10 protein-coding genes are annotated in these 16364 nt (G+C 31.2%); all 10 read right to left on the reverse strand.

Annotated elements, in window-relative coordinates; all coding sequences use genetic code 11:
- Positions 1 to 68: 68 nt before the first annotated feature.
- The gene (gene feoB, locus DIC82_00745) at positions 69 to 2219 is read right to left on the reverse strand and encodes a ferrous iron transport protein B (GenBank protein ID AWK49707.1); all 2151 of its coding nucleotides are present in this window, start codon (positions 2217 to 2219) and stop codon (positions 69 to 71) included.
- Positions 2220 to 2457: 238 nt separating this feature from the next.
- Entirely contained in the window at positions 2458 to 2679 is a 222-nt protein-coding gene (locus tag DIC82_00750) for a ferrous iron transport protein A (GenBank protein AWK49708.1), read from the reverse strand.
- Between the two features lie 11 nt (positions 2680 to 2690).
- Positions 2691 to 2900: a ferrous iron transport protein A gene (locus tag DIC82_00755; GenBank protein AWK49709.1), complete on the reverse strand. Its 210-nt coding sequence runs from the start codon at positions 2898 to 2900 to the stop codon at positions 2691 to 2693.
- Positions 2901 to 3442: 542 nt separating this feature from the next.
- Positions 3443 to 4651 (reverse strand): NADP-dependent isocitrate dehydrogenase, encoded by a 1209-nt coding sequence (locus DIC82_00760; protein AWK49710.1) that lies wholly within the window; start codon positions 4649 to 4651, stop codon positions 3443 to 3445.
- A gap of 254 nt (positions 4652 to 4905) precedes the next feature.
- Positions 4906 to 6999 carry a glutamine synthetase type III gene (locus DIC82_00765; protein ID AWK49711.1) on the reverse strand — a complete coding sequence of 698 codons (2094 nt, stop codon included), beginning with the start codon at positions 6997 to 6999 and terminating at the stop codon, positions 4906 to 4908.
- Positions 7000 to 7395: 396 nt separating this feature from the next.
- Entirely contained in the window at positions 7396 to 7695 is a 300-nt protein-coding gene (locus DIC82_00770; GenBank protein ID AWK49712.1) for a hypothetical protein, read from the reverse strand.
- A 330-nt stretch (positions 7696 to 8025) separates the two neighbouring features.
- Positions 8026 to 9498 (reverse strand): glutamate synthase, encoded by a 1473-nt coding sequence (locus DIC82_00775; GenBank protein AWK49713.1) that lies wholly within the window; start codon positions 9496 to 9498, stop codon positions 8026 to 8028.
- Between the two features lie 14 nt (positions 9499 to 9512).
- Positions 9513 to 14090, reverse strand: a complete 4578-nt coding sequence (locus tag DIC82_00780) for a glutamate synthase large subunit (protein AWK49714.1) — start codon at positions 14088 to 14090, stop codon at positions 9513 to 9515.
- Between the two features lie 155 nt (positions 14091 to 14245).
- Positions 14246 to 14803, reverse strand: coding sequence for an ANTAR domain-containing protein (locus DIC82_00785; protein ID AWK49715.1), 558 nt, complete (start codon positions 14801 to 14803; stop codon positions 14246 to 14248).
- A 41-nt stretch (positions 14804 to 14844) separates the two neighbouring features.
- On the reverse strand, positions 14845 to 16176 hold the full coding sequence (gene glnA, locus DIC82_00790) for a type I glutamate--ammonia ligase (protein ID AWK49716.1): 1332 nt from the start codon (positions 16174 to 16176) through the stop codon (positions 14845 to 14847).
- Positions 16177 to 16364 lie beyond the last annotated feature (188 nt).

Genomic DNA, 16364 nt, shown 5'->3' on the forward strand with positions numbered 1-16364 from the left:
TCACTCCTCATTTTAAAAATTAAGTAGGTAGTCTATAATAATAGTACTTACCCACTTAATTTTTTTATTTATTTTGTATAACTTAATTCTCCACTAACTTCTTTTTCTTTTGAACTTCTTCCAGTAATTATAACTATAGAAACTACTGCAATTACTATTACTACTGAACTTATTGCTCCAATTAAGCTTCCAGTTCCTAATATAAAACCACCAACTTGATTAATAATAAGTGCCACCAAATAAGCAGTTAATGTTTGGAAGCCTATAGCTATCCATGTCCATTTCCATGTTCCCATTTCACGCCTTATTGTACCTATTGCTGCGAAGCAAGGGGCACAAAGTAGATTAAATGCCATAAATGCAAACGCACTAGCTGCTGTAAACATTGCTGCAACATTCCCAGCAAGCGTTGGATCGTCTTCTACAGCATCTGCTATACCAAATAAAACACCAAATGTACCAACAACATTTTCTTTTGCAACAAGTCCAGTAACTGTTGCTACAGTTGCTTGCCAATTGCCAAATCCAAGAGGTGCAAAAATAGGAGCTATAACATTTCCCATACTTGCTAATATACTATCTCCTGCATCCACCATTTCTAATGACCAACTAAATGATTGTAAGAACCATATTACACCACAAGAAACAAATATGATTGTACCAGCTTTAATAATAAAAGCTTTTCCCCTTTCCCACATATGAATTAATACACTTTTTAAACCTGGAATATGATATTGTGGAAGCTCCATAACAAATGGTGCAGGATCTCCAGAAAATAATTTTGTTTTCTTTAATATAATTCCACATATAATAATCATTATTATCCCAAGGAAATAAGCTGATGGTGCTACCCAAGGGGCTCCACCAAAAAGTGCTCCTGCAATCAATGCAATGATTGGAAGTTTTGCACTACACGGAATAAATGTAGTTAATATAATTGTCATCTTTCTATCTCTATCATTTTCCATAGTACGAGTTGCCATAATTCCCGGAACTCCGCAACCTGAACTGATTAACATAGGAATAAAAGATTTACCTGAAAGACCAAATTTGCGAAAAATTCTATCCATAATGAAAGCTACACGCGACATATATCCACAGTCCTCAAGTATTGATAATAATAAGAATAAAACCATGATTTGTGGAACGAACCCAAGAACTGCTCCAACTCCACCAATTATTCCATCTACTACTAATCCTTGCAACCAATCTGCAACATTTGCTGATATAAGCCAATTTGAAACATTAGTTTGTATTATTTCTCCAAACAACACATCATTTGTCCAATCTGTTACTATAGTTCCAAGTGAACTTACTGCTATGTAATATACTCCGAACATAATAGCTGCAAAAATTGGAAGTGCTAGGAAACGATTTGTAACAATTTTATCAATTTTATCAGAAGTCGTTTCTTTTCCTTTACTTTGCTTTTTAATAGTACTTGAAACAACATCTCCAATAAATGCATACCGGTCTCCTGTAACAATACTTTCACAATCATCATCAAGTTCAGCTTCATAATTTTTTATTATAACTTCAATTTCATCTAAAACAGTTTTTGAAAGTTTTAACTTATCAATTACATTTTGATCTCGCTCAAAAAGTTTAATTGAAAGCCAACGTGTTTGAATTCCTTCATGTGGAATATTTTTTAAAATTACTTTCTCTATTTCTTCAAAAGCTTCATTAGCCTCTTTAGAAAAAGTTAACATAAAATTCGGATTCCTTTTTGCTTTTGCAACTTCAATTGCTTTTTCTGCTGCTTCTTTAACTCCATTCCCTTTAAGTGCTGATGTTTCAACTATTGGACATCCAAGAGTTTTAGATAATTTATTAATGTCAATTTTATCTCCATTTTTCTCTACAATATCCATCATATTAAGTGCTATAACCGTTGGAATTCCAAGTTCCAAGATTTGAGTTGTTAAATATAAGTTTCTTTCAATGTTAGATGCATCAACTATATTAACTATTGCATCTGGTTTATCATTTATCATAAAATCACGTGTTACAACTTCCTCTAACGTATATGGTGATAAAGAATAAATACCTGGTAAATCAACAATTTCAACATCTTTACTTCCTTTTAACTTACCACCCTTTTTTTCAACTGTTACTCCAGGCCAATTTCCAACGTATTGAGATGAACCTGTAAGTTCATTAAACATAGTTGTCTTTCCACAGTTAGGATTCCCTGCAAGACCTATTTTGATTGACATTTTCATTCCTCCTTTTTTAATTCCTCAGGAAAAGTTAAGTTCTAAAAATGAGAATCGAAAAGTGAATGTCCAAAAAGTGATACTCCAAATTTTATATTTGGTTAGCAGAACTTTCTCTTTAGAGCTTTTATATTTGGAAACATGAACTTTCTCTTCGTGCATTTTACATTTAATTCTTCGAACTTTCTCTGTAAATTTTGTTCCATAATTATGCATTTTGAATTGTGCACTGTACAGATTACTCTACAACAACCATTTCTGCATCAGTTTTACGAAGAGATAATTCATATCCACGAACTGTTACTTCTATGGGATCTCCAAGAGGTGCTACCTTACGTACATAAATTTCACAGCCTCTTGTAATACCCATATCCATAATACGTCTACGAATAGGTCCTACTCCATCAACTTTTGTAACCCTAACGGTTTGTCCACACTTTATTTCTTTTAATGTGCTCATTACAATGCCTCCTATACTATTATTCGACTTGCCATACCTTTATCTAATGCAACCCTACTATCCTTAATATTTATTATAAGATTTCCCCCAAGTTCAGAAATAATCTTAACATTCTCTCCTACAACAAAACCTAAGCTATTTAGAAATCTTTTTGTTTCATCATTTCCAGTTATCTTTTTAATATTCACTTCATTTCCTTTAGTTGCTAATATTAATGGCATATATGCTTCCTCCTTAAACTGACCTTTACAAATTTTATAAACTACAAATATTAGTATAATATTAAAATTTATATATTTTGAATCAGTATCGCTTTTTTAATTCAAATTAAAAATATTATTCAATTGATAATGATTTTAATTAACCACTTCATATTATTTATAATAGCATAAAATTTAGTAATTGAAAATGATTTTCAATGTATTTTGGAATAAATATTGATTTTATAATGATAACGTTGTATTTTTATGGAATTAACTATATGTATTGCCTAATATATAACTTTTTATCTAACTTATAATTTTTTCTATATTTTTATTCACTCTAACATCATATTTATTATTGAACAGTTAAAATGAAAATGGCCACACTAAACTTTTCCAACTGACAATAATAAACACTTAATTACTTCAAATCTTTTACGGAACTTGTTATCCATTATCAAATTTTAAATTATAAAAAAGAGAACATATACATACTCCATAGAAGGAAGTATATGTTCTCTTTTCTTTTATACAAATGAATTTACTGTTTTATATTAAATTTAAAGAATTTCTTCTAATGTTTTTCTAATAGCTTTAATAAAATCAAAAGTATTTAATGTTTGAATATTATTATGTTCTGCTATTAATGCTAAGTCCTTAGTCATCATGCCATCTTCGATTGTTTTGATTGAAGCCTTTTCTAATTTATCTGCAAATTCAATTAATGCTATGTTATTGTCTAGCTCTCCTCTTTTTCTTAAAGCTCCAGACCATGCAAATATAGTTGCTATTGAATTAGTTGATGTTTCTTCCCCTTTTAAATGCTTATAGTAATGTTGTTGAACAGTACCATGAGCTGCTTCGTATTCATAGTTTCCTTCTGGTGAAACTAATACTGATGTCATCATTGCTAATGACCCAAAAGCTGTAGCTACCATGTCACTCATTACATCTCCATCATAGTTTTTACAAGCCCAAATCATTCCACCTTCTGATTTAACCACTCTTGCAACTACATCATCTATTAATGTATAGAAATATTCAATTCCAGCTTCAGCAAACTTAGTTTTATATTCAGCATCAAATATTTCTTGGAATATATCTTTAAAAGTATGATCATATTTCTTTGAAATTGTATCTTTAGTTGCAAACCATAAATCTTGTTTTGTATCTAGAGCAAAATTAAAGCAACTTTTTGCAAAGCTTGCAATAGAGTTATTAAGGTTATGCATTCCCATAACAACACCGTCTTCAGAAAAATTATGTACTAATTCTCTTTTTTCTTCCCCATTTTCAGAAGTAAATACAAGTTCACACTTGCCTTTTCCTTCTATTTTCATTTCTACATTTCTGTATATATCTCCATAAGCATGTCTTGCTATAGTAATAGGCTTCTTCCATGTTCTAACGTATGGTTTTACTGGTTCTACTGTAATTGGTGCTCTAAATACTGTACCATCTAATATTGCTCTTATAGTTCCATTCGGACTTTTCCACATTTCTTTCAAATCATATTCTTTCATTCTTGCGCCATTAGGTGTGATAGTTGCACATTTTACCCCTACTTTATATTTTTTAATAGCTTCTGCAGAATCTACAGTAACCTTATCATTAGTTTCATTTCTATATTCTAATCCAAGATCATAATATTCTGTATTTAGTTCAATAAATGGATTTAATAATTCCTCTTTTATTGCACCCCAAATGATTCTTGTCATTTCGTCTCCATCCATTTCAACTAATGGAGTCGACATTTTAATTTTTTCCATATTTATTGCCTCCTATATTGCTTATATTAGCTTTAATTACTACAAATAATTATACTGTATTGTTCGTTTTTTATCAATTGCTAACGCTTCTAATGTTTTACCAACATATTTGCAGAAAAAAATGGAGAACTTCATTTCTGAAGCACTCCATTCTATTTTTTATCAGAATTTTAGTCATATAAACTAAAATAATAAGTCATTGACACAAAATAGACTATTAGACTAACTTATTATTTTATGGAATATGCTTTATATTAAATGTTGAATAACATATCACCATAAGTTGGTAATGGCCAGAATTCTTCATCAACTATAGTTTCAAGCTTATCAGCATCAGCTCTTAAAATATTCATTTGTTCGAATACTTCGTATCTGTACATCATTCCTAAATCAAATATATCACCTTGGAAGTTATCTGCTTTTTTAACTGCTTTTTCAAGAAGAATTACATTTTTATTTAATGAAGCTGTTAATGTTGACACTTCAGTTAATAATTCAGTTTGAACTGATATATCTGCATTTATTCCAGTAGCTTTTATAGTGTTTATTGATTTTGCAAGACTTGTAGCAAACTGAATTACAGCAGGTATAATTTGACGTTTTGACATTTCAAGTGTTGTTAAAGCTTCTATATTTATAATTTTATTATAGTTTTCAATAGTAATTTCATAACGAGATTCTGCTTCTACTCTACTTAAAACTCCATGTTTTTCTAGTACAGCTTGATTCTTTTCAGAAATCATAGCTTTAGCAGATTCTACAGTAGATTTAATATTTGGAAGTCCTCTTTTTTCAGCTTCAGCAACCCATTCATCTGAATATCCATTTCCATTAAATATTATTCTCTTATGAGATTTAACAATATTAGTTAAGATTGATTGTATTTCAGCATTTAAATCAGAAGCCTTTTCAAGTTTATCTGCAATTTCAGATAAAGTTTCAGCAACTATTGTATTTAAAACAAAGTTACATCCAGAAATTGAAGCTGAAGATGGAACCATTCTAAACTCAAACTTATTTCCTGTAAATGCAAATGGAGAAGTTCTGTTTCTGTCAGTTGCATCTTTTGGAAGAGGCGGTAACGTATTTACTCCAATAGTTAATTCACTTGAAGATATAGAACTTGTAGCTGGACCTTTTTCAATTTGTTCTAATACATCAGTTAATTGATCTCCTAAGAACATAGAAATTATAGCTGGAGGAGCTTCATTAGCACCTAATCTATGATCATTTCCAGCATTAGCAGCTGATACTCTTAATAAATCTGGATATTCATCAACAGCTTTTACTACAGCACAAAGGAATAAAAGGAATTGTTGATTTTCATGTGGAGATTTACCTGGTTCAAGAAGATTCATTCCATCATCAGTACCCATTGACCAGTTGTTATGCTTACCTGATCCGTTTACTCCAGCAAATGGTTTTTCATGAAGTAAACAATATAAATCGTGTTTTGACGCAATTTTCTTCATTATTTCCATTGTAAGTTGGTTGTGATCAGTTGATATATTTGTTGTACTAAATATAGGAGCTAATTCATGTTGAGCAGGAGCAACTTCATTATGCTTAGTTTTAGCTAATATTCCAAGCTTCCAAAGTTCTTCATCTAACTCTTTCATGAAATCAGAAACTCTTTTTGTTAATGTTCCGAAGTAATGATCTTCAAGTTCTTGACCTTTTGAAGGTTTTGCTCCGAATAATGTTCTTCCAGTTAATATAAGATCTTTACGAGCATCATACATTTTTTTGTCAATTAAGAAGTATTCTTGTTCAGGACCTACAGTTGTAATAACTTTTTGAGTAGTAGTATTGCCTAGTGCTCTTAAAACACGTAGAGCTTGACCAGATATAGCTTCCATTGAACGTAATAATGGAGTTTTCTTATCTAAAGCTTCTCCGTTATAAGAACAGAATGCAGTTGGTATGCATAAAGAATCATCTTTAATAAATGCTGGTGAAGTACAATCCCATGCAGTATATCCTCTAGCTTCAAAAGTAGCTCGGAGTCCACCCGAAGGGAAAGAAGATGCATCAGGTTCACCTTTAATTAATTCTTTACCTGAAAATTCTAATAATACGCTTCCGTCTGACGTCGGGTTTATAAAAGAATCATGTTTTTCAGCAGTAATTCCAGTCATTGGTTGGAACCAGTGAGTAAAGTGAGTAGCACCTTTTTCAACAGCCCAATCTTTCATTGCAGATGCAACAATATCTGCAACCTCTGGTTCAAGAGCAGTTCCTTTTTCAATTGTCTTTTTTAAAGCTTTATAAGTAGCCTTTGGAAGACGTTCTTTCATTACAGAATCGTTAAATACATTTGAAGCAAAAATTTCATTGATTTTATTCATTAATAAGATCCCCTTTCAGATATACAATATCATTTAAATTGTTACTAACTAATTACTATAATTGGTGTTTTAATAAAGCTTTTAGATTATAAATATTAAATGGTTAATTAAAAATATAGACTAAAACAGTAATTTATTCCCTTTTAAATTCATATTTGTAATAAAATACATGTGCAAAAAATAAAAAACTAGAGAAATATATTAATATTCTCTAGCTCCATTGCTAAAATTTTTATTTAATTAAACCTAATTTTTCTGACTATTACTAAAATATTCTCCATTAAAACTGCCATAGTCTTAAATCCGATACATTAATTATACTATATTGTTAAATATTTTTCAATACTCAAGTTAGATTTTGATTGCGTCAATTAAAAGTTAATATACAGATTAAGATTATTTTTCCTTATCATCTATATCCTCATACTCAACATCAATAATTTCTCCATTAGTATAATCAGTATAATCATCCGTTGACTCTTTATTAATATCTTGATTTCTATAATTATTCTTAATATCATTTGAATTCTTTTGTTCTTTTTTTACTTTAATAAACCCTATAATTTTCATAATTATATACCCTATTACTCCAATTAATATGAGCCATGGAAGAATACGTATGAATATTGATCCAACTAAAAACACCATGCAAATTGTTCCAATAATATATATATACCTTTTTATTTGTCCATTCATTACAATCAACCTCTATACTGCTTAGTTTTTAGACATTTGAATAAGAATATCTACCTATATCTATCTAATTTATTTATAATTATACTCTACAGCTATAAAATTTACAATGTATAACTTTTATATGATAGCTAGCATCCGTAACACTCCCACTTATACAAAACAATAATCCCTTCTGAAAATTTCCAAAGGGATTACTGTTTGAAATGATTGTATATGTAGCATAGCTGCTCTTTTCTAAGGTGAGATGATTGTATGTGCAGCATAGCTGCTTTTTTTTAATGTGAAATGATCTTATATGCAGCATAGCTGCTCTTTTTTAATGTGTATATCTTATTTTCTCAAAAATTTATTAACTGATATTCCTGCTTGTATTCCTTCATTTATTGCAGTTACAACTAATGATTGACCACGTCTAGCATCACCTGTTGCAAATATTTTAGGAATATTTGTTCTAAAATCTGTTTCTCCTGCTTTTATGTTAGTTCTTGCATCTGACTCTACTCCAAAAACATCTTTAATATAGTTTTGTGATCCTGTGAATCCCATTGCAAGTAATACAAGTTCAGCCTTCCAATTCTTTTCTGACCCTTTAACTGGCACTGGTGAAAATCTTCCACTTTCATCCTTTTTCCATTCAACTTTTACAGTATCAACACTTTCAAGATTTCCATCCGTATCTCCATGAAGAGCTGTAACTGTAGTTAAATATTCTCTTGGATCCTTTCCATATACTTCTATAAATTCTTCTTGGCCATAATCAACCTTAAGAATTTTAGGCCATTCTGGCCATGGATTATTTTCACTTCTTTCTTTACCTGGCTCTCCCATTATTTCAAATTGAACTAATGAACTGCAACCATGTCTAAGTGAAGTTCCAACGCAGTCTGTTCCTGTATCTCCACCGCCAATTACAATTACATTTTTATCTTTTGCAGAAATGTAGTTGTTATCTGAGTGATTTGAATCTAAAAGACTCTTAGTATTAGCTTTTAAGAAATCTACTGCAAAATGAACTCCTTTAACTTCTGATCTACCCTCTGCTTGAATATCTCTAGGTTCAGATGCCCCTGTCGCAAGAACTACTGCATCATATTCATTTAAAATCTCCTTAGCATCATAGTTATCACCAACATTCGCATTGTTCACAAATCTAATTCCTTCTTCCGCCATTAGATGAACTCTTCTTAAGATAACTTCTTTATCAAGCTTCATGTTAGGAATTCCATACATCAATAATCCACCTGGTCTGTCACTTCTTTCAAATACAGTAACTTTATGACCACATTTATTTAACGTATCTGCTGCTGCAAGTCCTGCTGGCCCTGATCCTATTACTGCAACTGTTTTTCCAGTTCTCTTAGCGGGTGGATTTGCCTTAACTGTTTTATTTTCAAAAGCAGTATCAATTATTGCTCTTTCGTTTTCCTTTATAGTAATCGAAGGACCATTTAATCCTGCTGTACATCCAGCTTCACATGGAGCAGGACATACTCTTCCTGTAAATTCTGGGAATGGGTTAGTCTTATTCAATCTTTCATAAGCCAAATCCCATTTGCCTCTATACACTAAATCATTCCATTCAGGAATTAAGTTGTGAAGTGGACATCCTGATACCATCCCTGCAAATAACACTCCTGATTGACAAAATGGAACACCACAATCCATACATCTTGCACCTTGAATACATTGCTTTTCCAATGGAAGTCTTTTATGAAACTCTTTATAATCTTTTAGTCTTTCTTTAGGTTCTCTATTTTTTCCTTCTTCTCTATCATACTCTAAAAATCCTGTTGGTTTACCCATATCATATAACCCCCCTATATTCCTTTAATTTCTTGGAAAGTTTTAATTAATGCTTCATCCTCATCACATCCAAGATTCTTATACTTCTCAACAGTTTCTAATATTCTCTTATAATCCTTTGGAATTATCTTATGGAATTTAGATTTTTCTGTTTCAAAGTTGCACAATATTTTATTTCCCTTAGGAGAACCTGTAACTTTTACATGTTCTTCAATTAAACTATTTAATTCTTCTTCATCTTCTAAGCTTAATTCTTCCAATAAAACCATTTCTTCATTTAAGTTTATTCTGAAATGTTCATCTTCTTCATAAAGGTAAGCAATTCCACCACTCATACCTGCAGCAAAATTAATTCCTGTTTTACCTAAAACAACAACTTTTCCACCTGTCATGTATTCACACCCATGAGCTCCTACGCCTTCAACAACAGCAGTTGCGCCTGAATTTCTAACGCAGAATCTTTCTCCTGCTATACCATTTATAAATATTTTACCTGAAGTTGCACCGTATAAAGCAACATTTCCAACTACAATGTTATCTTCAGCTACAAATGTTGATTTCTTTGGAGGATATACTATAAGCTTACCACCTGATAATCCCTTACCTAAGTAGTCATTAGCATCTCCTTCAACCTCAAAAGTTAATCCTTTTGGAATAAATGATCCAAAACTTTGACCTGCTGACCCATTACACTTAATACTTATAGTATCTTCTGGTAAACCTTCTGATCCATTTGCCTTTGTTATTTCAGATCCAAGAATAGTTCCAAGAGTTCTATCCGTATTAGTTATATCAATTTCTAAATTCATTTTCTCTTTATTTTCTATAGCATTTTTGAATTTTTCTAAGAATACTTTTGCATCTAATACTTTATTTAACTTAAAGTCATATTTCTTAGTTTCATCAAATTTAACAACTTTGCCTTTATATTTATCCGGAGTATAAAGTATAGAACTTAAATCAACACTCTTAGCCTTCCAGCCATGAACATTTTCTCTTTGCTTAAGTTTGTCTACTCTCCCAATCATTTCATCTATATTTCTAAATCCAAGCTTAGCCATGATTTCTCTAAGCTCTTGTGCTATAAAATACATAAAGTTAACAACATATTCTGGTTTTCCTTTAAATCTCTTTCTAAGCTCTTCATTTTGTGTTGCAACTCCAACTGGACAAGTATCTAAATTACAAACTCTCATCATAACACAACCAAGCGTTACAAGTGGTGCAGTTGCAAATCCAAATTCTTCTGCTCCAAGAAGTGCAGCAATAGCTACATCACGACCGCTCATAAGCTTACCATCAACTTCAACTCTAACTCTTTCTCTCAAATCGTTAAGTAATAAAGTTTGATGAGCTTCTGCAAGTCCTAGCTCCCAAGGAAGTCCAGCATTTTTAATAGAGTTCTTAGGTGATGCACCTGTTCCTCCATCATAACCAGAAATTAATATTACTTCAGCTCCACCCTTAGCAACACCAGCTGCAACAGTACCAACTCCACATTCAGAAACTAACTTAACAGATATTCTAGCTCCAGTATTTACATTTTTTAAATCATAAATTAATTGAGCTAAATCTTCTATTGAATAAATATCATGATGTGGTGGTGGTGATATAAGTCCAACACCTGTAGTTGAATGTCTTGTTTTTGCAATCCATGGATAAACCTTAGTTGCTGGTAATTGACCACCTTCTCCTGGTTTTGCTCCTTGTGCTAATTTTATTTGAAGTTCATCTGCATTTACCAAATACTCTGAAGTTACTCCAAATCTACCAGATGCAATTTGCTTTATTGAAGATCTTCTTGAATCTCCATTTTTATCAAGAATCCATCTCTCTTTATCTTCTCCACCTTCTCCAGTATTAGATCTACCACCAATCCTATTCATGGCAATAGCAAGTGCTTCATGAGCTTCCTTAGAAATTGATCCATAAGACATTGCTCCAGTTTTAAATCTCTTAACTATTTCTGAAACTGCTTCAACCTCATCTAATGGAATTTCTTTAGAATTAAAGTTAAAATCTAATAATCCTCTTATATTTATTTCAGCTTCTTCATCATCAATTAATGAAGTATACTCTTTAAATAATTCATAATTTGCTGTCTTAGTAGCTTCTTGAAGTTTGTGAATAGTTAAAGGATTATATAAATGTTCTTCAGTACCATCTCCACCAGATCTAAGTTTTTCATATCCTGGTGAATCTAATGTAAAGTCGGCAGAATAAGTCTTAGGTTTAAATCCATTTCCATGATTTATTTCTGCTTCTTTTTGAATTTCATTTAATCCTATTCCACCAATTCTACTTGTAGTATTGGTAAAATATTTATCAATAACATCTTTACCTATACCTATGGCTTCAAATATTTGAGCTCCTTGATAAGATTGTATTGTTGAAATACCCATTTTAGAAAGTATTTTAGTTATTCCTTTAAGAACTGCTTTGTTATAGTTATAAACTACTTTGCTATAATCCGCTTCAAGTAATCCTTCTTCAATTAATCCTCTTAAAGATTCGTAAGCCATATATGGATTTATAGCTGATGCTCCAAATCCAATTAAAGTTGCAAAATGATGAACTTCTCTTGGCTCTCCACTTTCAAGTATCAATCCAACTGATGTTCTTGTTCCCTTTTTTACTAAATATTGATGAAGTGCTGATACTGCAAGTAATGATGGAATTGGAACTTTTGCTTCGCATACATTTCTATCAGATAATATTAATATAGTATATCCTTTTTCATATGCGTTTTGTGCTTTTTCAAACATCTCATCTAATGCATCTTCTAAAGACCCATCTTTATCAAATACAATATCGATAACTTTTGACCTTAGATTTCCATTATTAAGTGATTTTATTTTAGCTAACTCTTCATCATTTATTATTGGTGAGTCAAGTTTAAGCAATTCACAATTTATTGGTCTATCTTCTAATATGTTGCCTTCTGGCCCTATGTAAACATTAGAAGCTGTAACTATTTCTTCACGAATTGCATCTATAGGTGGATTAGTTACTTGAGCAAATAATTGCTTAAAGTAATTAAATAATGGTTGTGATTGTTTTGATAATACTGCAATCGGAGTATCTACTCCCATTGCTGCTAGTGGTTCTTCACCAATTTTAGCCATTGGAAGCATAGTTGTCTTTACTTCTTCGTAAGTATATCCAAAAGTTTTTTCTAGTCTTTTTCTAGTTTGCTTATCATATTCAATCTTAAATTTTTTACTATTTTTAATTTTATCTAAAGTAACTAAATTTTCTTCTAACCATTCTCCATAAGGATTTTCATTTGCATAAGTATTCTTTAATTCTTCATCACTTATAACTTCTTTCTTAACTGTATCTACAAGTAACATTCTACCTGGCATTAATCTATCTTTCTTTTCAACAATTTCAGGTGGTACATCTAAAGCACCAACTTCTGATGAAAGAATTAGTCTTCTATCTTTAGTTATATAATATCTTGATGGTCTTAAACCATTTCTATCTAAAACTGCACCAACTTTTTCACCATCTGTAAACACGATAGCTGCTGGACCATCCCATGGTTCCATTAATGTAGCATTATATTCATAAAAATCTTTCTTTTCTTTACTCATAGTCTTACTCTTATACCATGGTTCTGGAATTGCCATCATAACTGCTCTAGTTAAATCCATACCATTCATATATAAGAATTCTAAATTATTATCTAAAATTGCAGAATCTGATCCTTCTTTGTTTATAATAGGTAATACTCTGTTTAAATCTTTTCCAAGGACTCTAGATCTTACATTTGTTTCTCTAGAATAAACTTTATTTACATTTCCACGAAGTGTATTAATTTCACCATTGTGAATCATAAATCTGTTTGGATGTGCTCTTTCCCAGCTTGGGAATGTATTAGTACTGTATCTTGAATGAACTAGTGCTAATGATGTTTCAACTCTTTCATCATCTAAGTCTCTATAAAACTCTCTTAATTGTGTAGATAAAAGCATACCTTTATATACAATTGTCTTTGATGAAAAAGATGCTATGTAAAAAGTTTCATTTAAAAATTTACTTATCCATCCAGCTCTTTTTTCTATATTTCTTCTAACAATATATAATTTTCTTTCGAAATCTTTTCCTGATTTTATTCCATTAGGTCTCTTTACAAAAGCTTGCATTATTGCAGGCATTGCTTCTAAAGATGCTTTTCCAAGTATTGAAGAATTTGTTTGAACCTCTCGCCATCCGATTAGTTCAAGATTTTCTTCTTTTGATATATCTTCGAAAAGGCTCATAGCTTCTTTTCTCGCCTTTTCTTCTTGTGGTAAAAACATCATAGCAACAGCATAGTCGCCCTCTGAAGTTAGTTTCATTCCTTTTGATTTTAATTCTTCTTCAAAGAACTTATGAGGTATGTTAAATAATATACCTGCTCCATCCCCAGTATTTTCATCAGCACCTGTGCCACCTCTATGTTCTAATTTTTCTAATATAGTTAGACAGTCTGATAAAATTTCATGAGATTTTTCGCCATCAATGTTTACTATAGTCCCAATTCCACAAGCATCATGTTCAAAACTTGGATTATATAAACCTTGTGCATTCGGATTATTGTTTTCCATTAAAATTCCCCCTTGAGATAATAATATATTCTTTGTGTGTCTTCTTCATAAGTGCGTGCTTTTTTATGTGTGTATATATTTTTTTAGCGAAATAACGAGTAAAAATATCATTTTTTTGATATGGTTACTCGCATTTTTACTATATACTTAAGTTATCATATTTCACTCAATATTAAACTAGCAATATCTTTCATTCTTTTCCCAGAATCCATACTTAATTTTTGCATATATCTAAATGCTTCATTCTCTGTAAGTCCTGAAGTAGACATCAGTTTACCTTTAGCTTTTTCAATAAGCTTTCTATCTTCTATAGTATGTTCTAACTTCTCAACCTGGTCTCTTAATTTCTTAATCCTCTTTTTACCTTGAAATATTAAATCAATGGCATTTGTTAAGAGCACATTAGAAATTTTAGTACCAATACAATATATATCAGTATCCTCTTCTATAAATGACCTATAAGGTTCATTTACAATGGCTAAAAAACTAGTTGTATCTACTAATGTTTCATAGACATCTAGCAAACTCATATCCTTGAATTTATATCCAGCTAATACTAAGTCTGGGGGATATTGCATAACTAATCTAATTAATTCATTTCCTGACGTACACAGTCCTATAATGTCATAGCCCTCTTGAATTAGTAAATTCTTCAATTTATTGCCTGTCTCAATATTGCTTAAAGCTATAATGAGTTTTCCACCTTGTGCCATTGCAATCCCCACCTTAAATAAAAGTAATTGACATTACTATATTAATATCTATTAAGATAGTTATTTAGCTCCCAGTCATGTACATGAATTCTGTAATCATCCCATTCAGCAGCTTTTGCCTCCACATAGTTATTAAATATATGGTCTCCTAAAGCTTTCTTAGCCAGTGAACTTTCTTTCATGTAATTAACAGCTTCATATAAGTTATTTGGTAAATTATCAATTCCTTGTTCTTTTCTTTCTTCGTTAGTCATATGAAAAATGTTAGCTTCTACTTGAGCTGGTGGTTGTAAATTTTCTTTAATTCCTTCTAATCCAGCATGTAATAAACAAGCTAATACTAAATATGGGTTAGCACTTGGATCTGGGCATCTTAATTCTACTCTAGTTCCAGCTCCACGAGCCGCAGGTACTCTGATTAACGGAGTTCTATTTTTACAAGACCAAGCTAAATAAACTGGTGCTTCATAGCCTGGTACTAATCTTTTATATGAATTAACTAAAGGATTGGTTACAGCTGCAACACCTTTAATATTCTTTAATAATCCAGCAATGAAATTATAAGCTATTTCGCTTAATCCATTAGAATCTTTTTCATTAACGAATGCATTCTTTCCATCTTTGAATAGTGAAATATTAACGTGCATTCCTGAACCATTGATACCAAAGATTGGCTTTGGCATAAATGATGCATATAATCCATGTCTTTGAGCAATAGATTTAACAACTAATTTAAATGTCATAATTCTGTCTGCTGTAGTTAAAGCATCCCCATACTTAAAGTCAATTTCATTTTGGCCCTCAGCAACTTCGTGGTGAGAAGCTTCAATTTCAAATCCCATTTCTTCTAAAGCTAAGGTCATATCACGTCTAGCATTTTCTCCTAAATCGGTAGGTGCTAAATCAAAATATCCAGCTCTATCTTGAGTGTTAGTTGTTGCATTACCTTTTTCATCAGTTTCAAATAAGAAAAATTCACATTCTGGTCCAACATTCATAGTATATCCAAGTTGTGCAGCTTCATCCAAAGCTTTCTTTAATACATATCTTGGATCTCCATCAAAAGGTGTCCCATCAGGTCTGTAAACATCACAAATCAATCTTGCAACTTTACCTTGTTGTGGTCTCCATGGGAATATCACAAAGCTATCTAAATTCGGTCTCAAATTCATATCTGATTCTTCAATTCTAACAAAACCATCAATAGATGATCCGTCAAACATGCACTCATTATTTAGTGCTTTTTCTAACTGCTTATCTGTTATTGCTACATTTTTTAATGCCCCGAAGATATCTGTAAATTGAAGTCTTATAAATTTGACTCCATTTTCCTTAACTAAGTTAATTATATCTTCCTTTGTGTAATTTGCCATTTTACAATGCCCCCCTTTTTGATTTCAAAAAAAAGGCGCACAATAGAAAGGTATAACCATCTATTGAACGCCTTTGTTCAATTCATATATTATTAAAATTATATACTACTCAATCAAACAAATCAAGCCATTTAAAAAATTAATATTTTTATACATCTGTTCCTTAATTATACACTTGCTATTGTAAG

Source organism: Clostridium beijerinckii (assembly GCA_003129525.1).
In the GTDB taxonomy this organism is placed as follows: domain Bacteria; phylum Bacillota; class Clostridia; order Clostridiales; family Clostridiaceae; genus Clostridium; species Clostridium beijerinckii_D.

Excerpts from the sequence above, each read along its gene's own strand:
- feoB (AWK49707.1), bottom strand. The coding sequence starts at position 2,219 with ATGTCAATCAAAATAGGTCTTGCAGGGAATCCTAACTGTGGAAAGACA.
- DIC82_00785 (AWK49715.1), bottom strand. The coding sequence starts at position 14,803 with ATGGCACAAGGTGGAAAACTCATTATAGCTTTAAGCAATATTGAGACA.
- DIC82_00770 (AWK49712.1), bottom strand. The coding sequence starts at position 7,695 with ATGAATGGACAAATAAAAAGGTATATATATATTATTGGAACAATTTGC.
- glnA (AWK49716.1), bottom strand. The coding sequence starts at position 16,176 with ATGGCAAATTACACAAAGGAAGATATAATTAACTTAGTTAAGGAAAAT.
- DIC82_00775 (AWK49713.1), bottom strand. The coding sequence starts at position 9,498 with ATGGGTAAACCAACAGGATTTTTAGAGTATGATAGAGAAGAAGGAAAA.
- DIC82_00765 (AWK49711.1), bottom strand. The coding sequence starts at position 6,999 with ATGAATAAAATCAATGAAATTTTTGCTTCAAATGTATTTAACGATTCT.
- DIC82_00780 (AWK49714.1), bottom strand. The coding sequence starts at position 14,090 with ATGGAAAACAATAATCCGAATGCACAAGGTTTATATAATCCAAGTTTT.
- DIC82_00755 (AWK49709.1), bottom strand. The coding sequence starts at position 2,900 with ATGCCATTAATATTAGCAACTAAAGGAAATGAAGTGAATATTAAAAAG.
- DIC82_00750 (AWK49708.1), bottom strand. The coding sequence starts at position 2,679 with ATGAGCACATTAAAAGAAATAAAGTGTGGACAAACCGTTAGGGTTACA.
- DIC82_00760 (AWK49710.1), bottom strand. The coding sequence starts at position 4,651 with ATGGAAAAAATTAAAATGTCGACTCCATTAGTTGAAATGGATGGAGAC.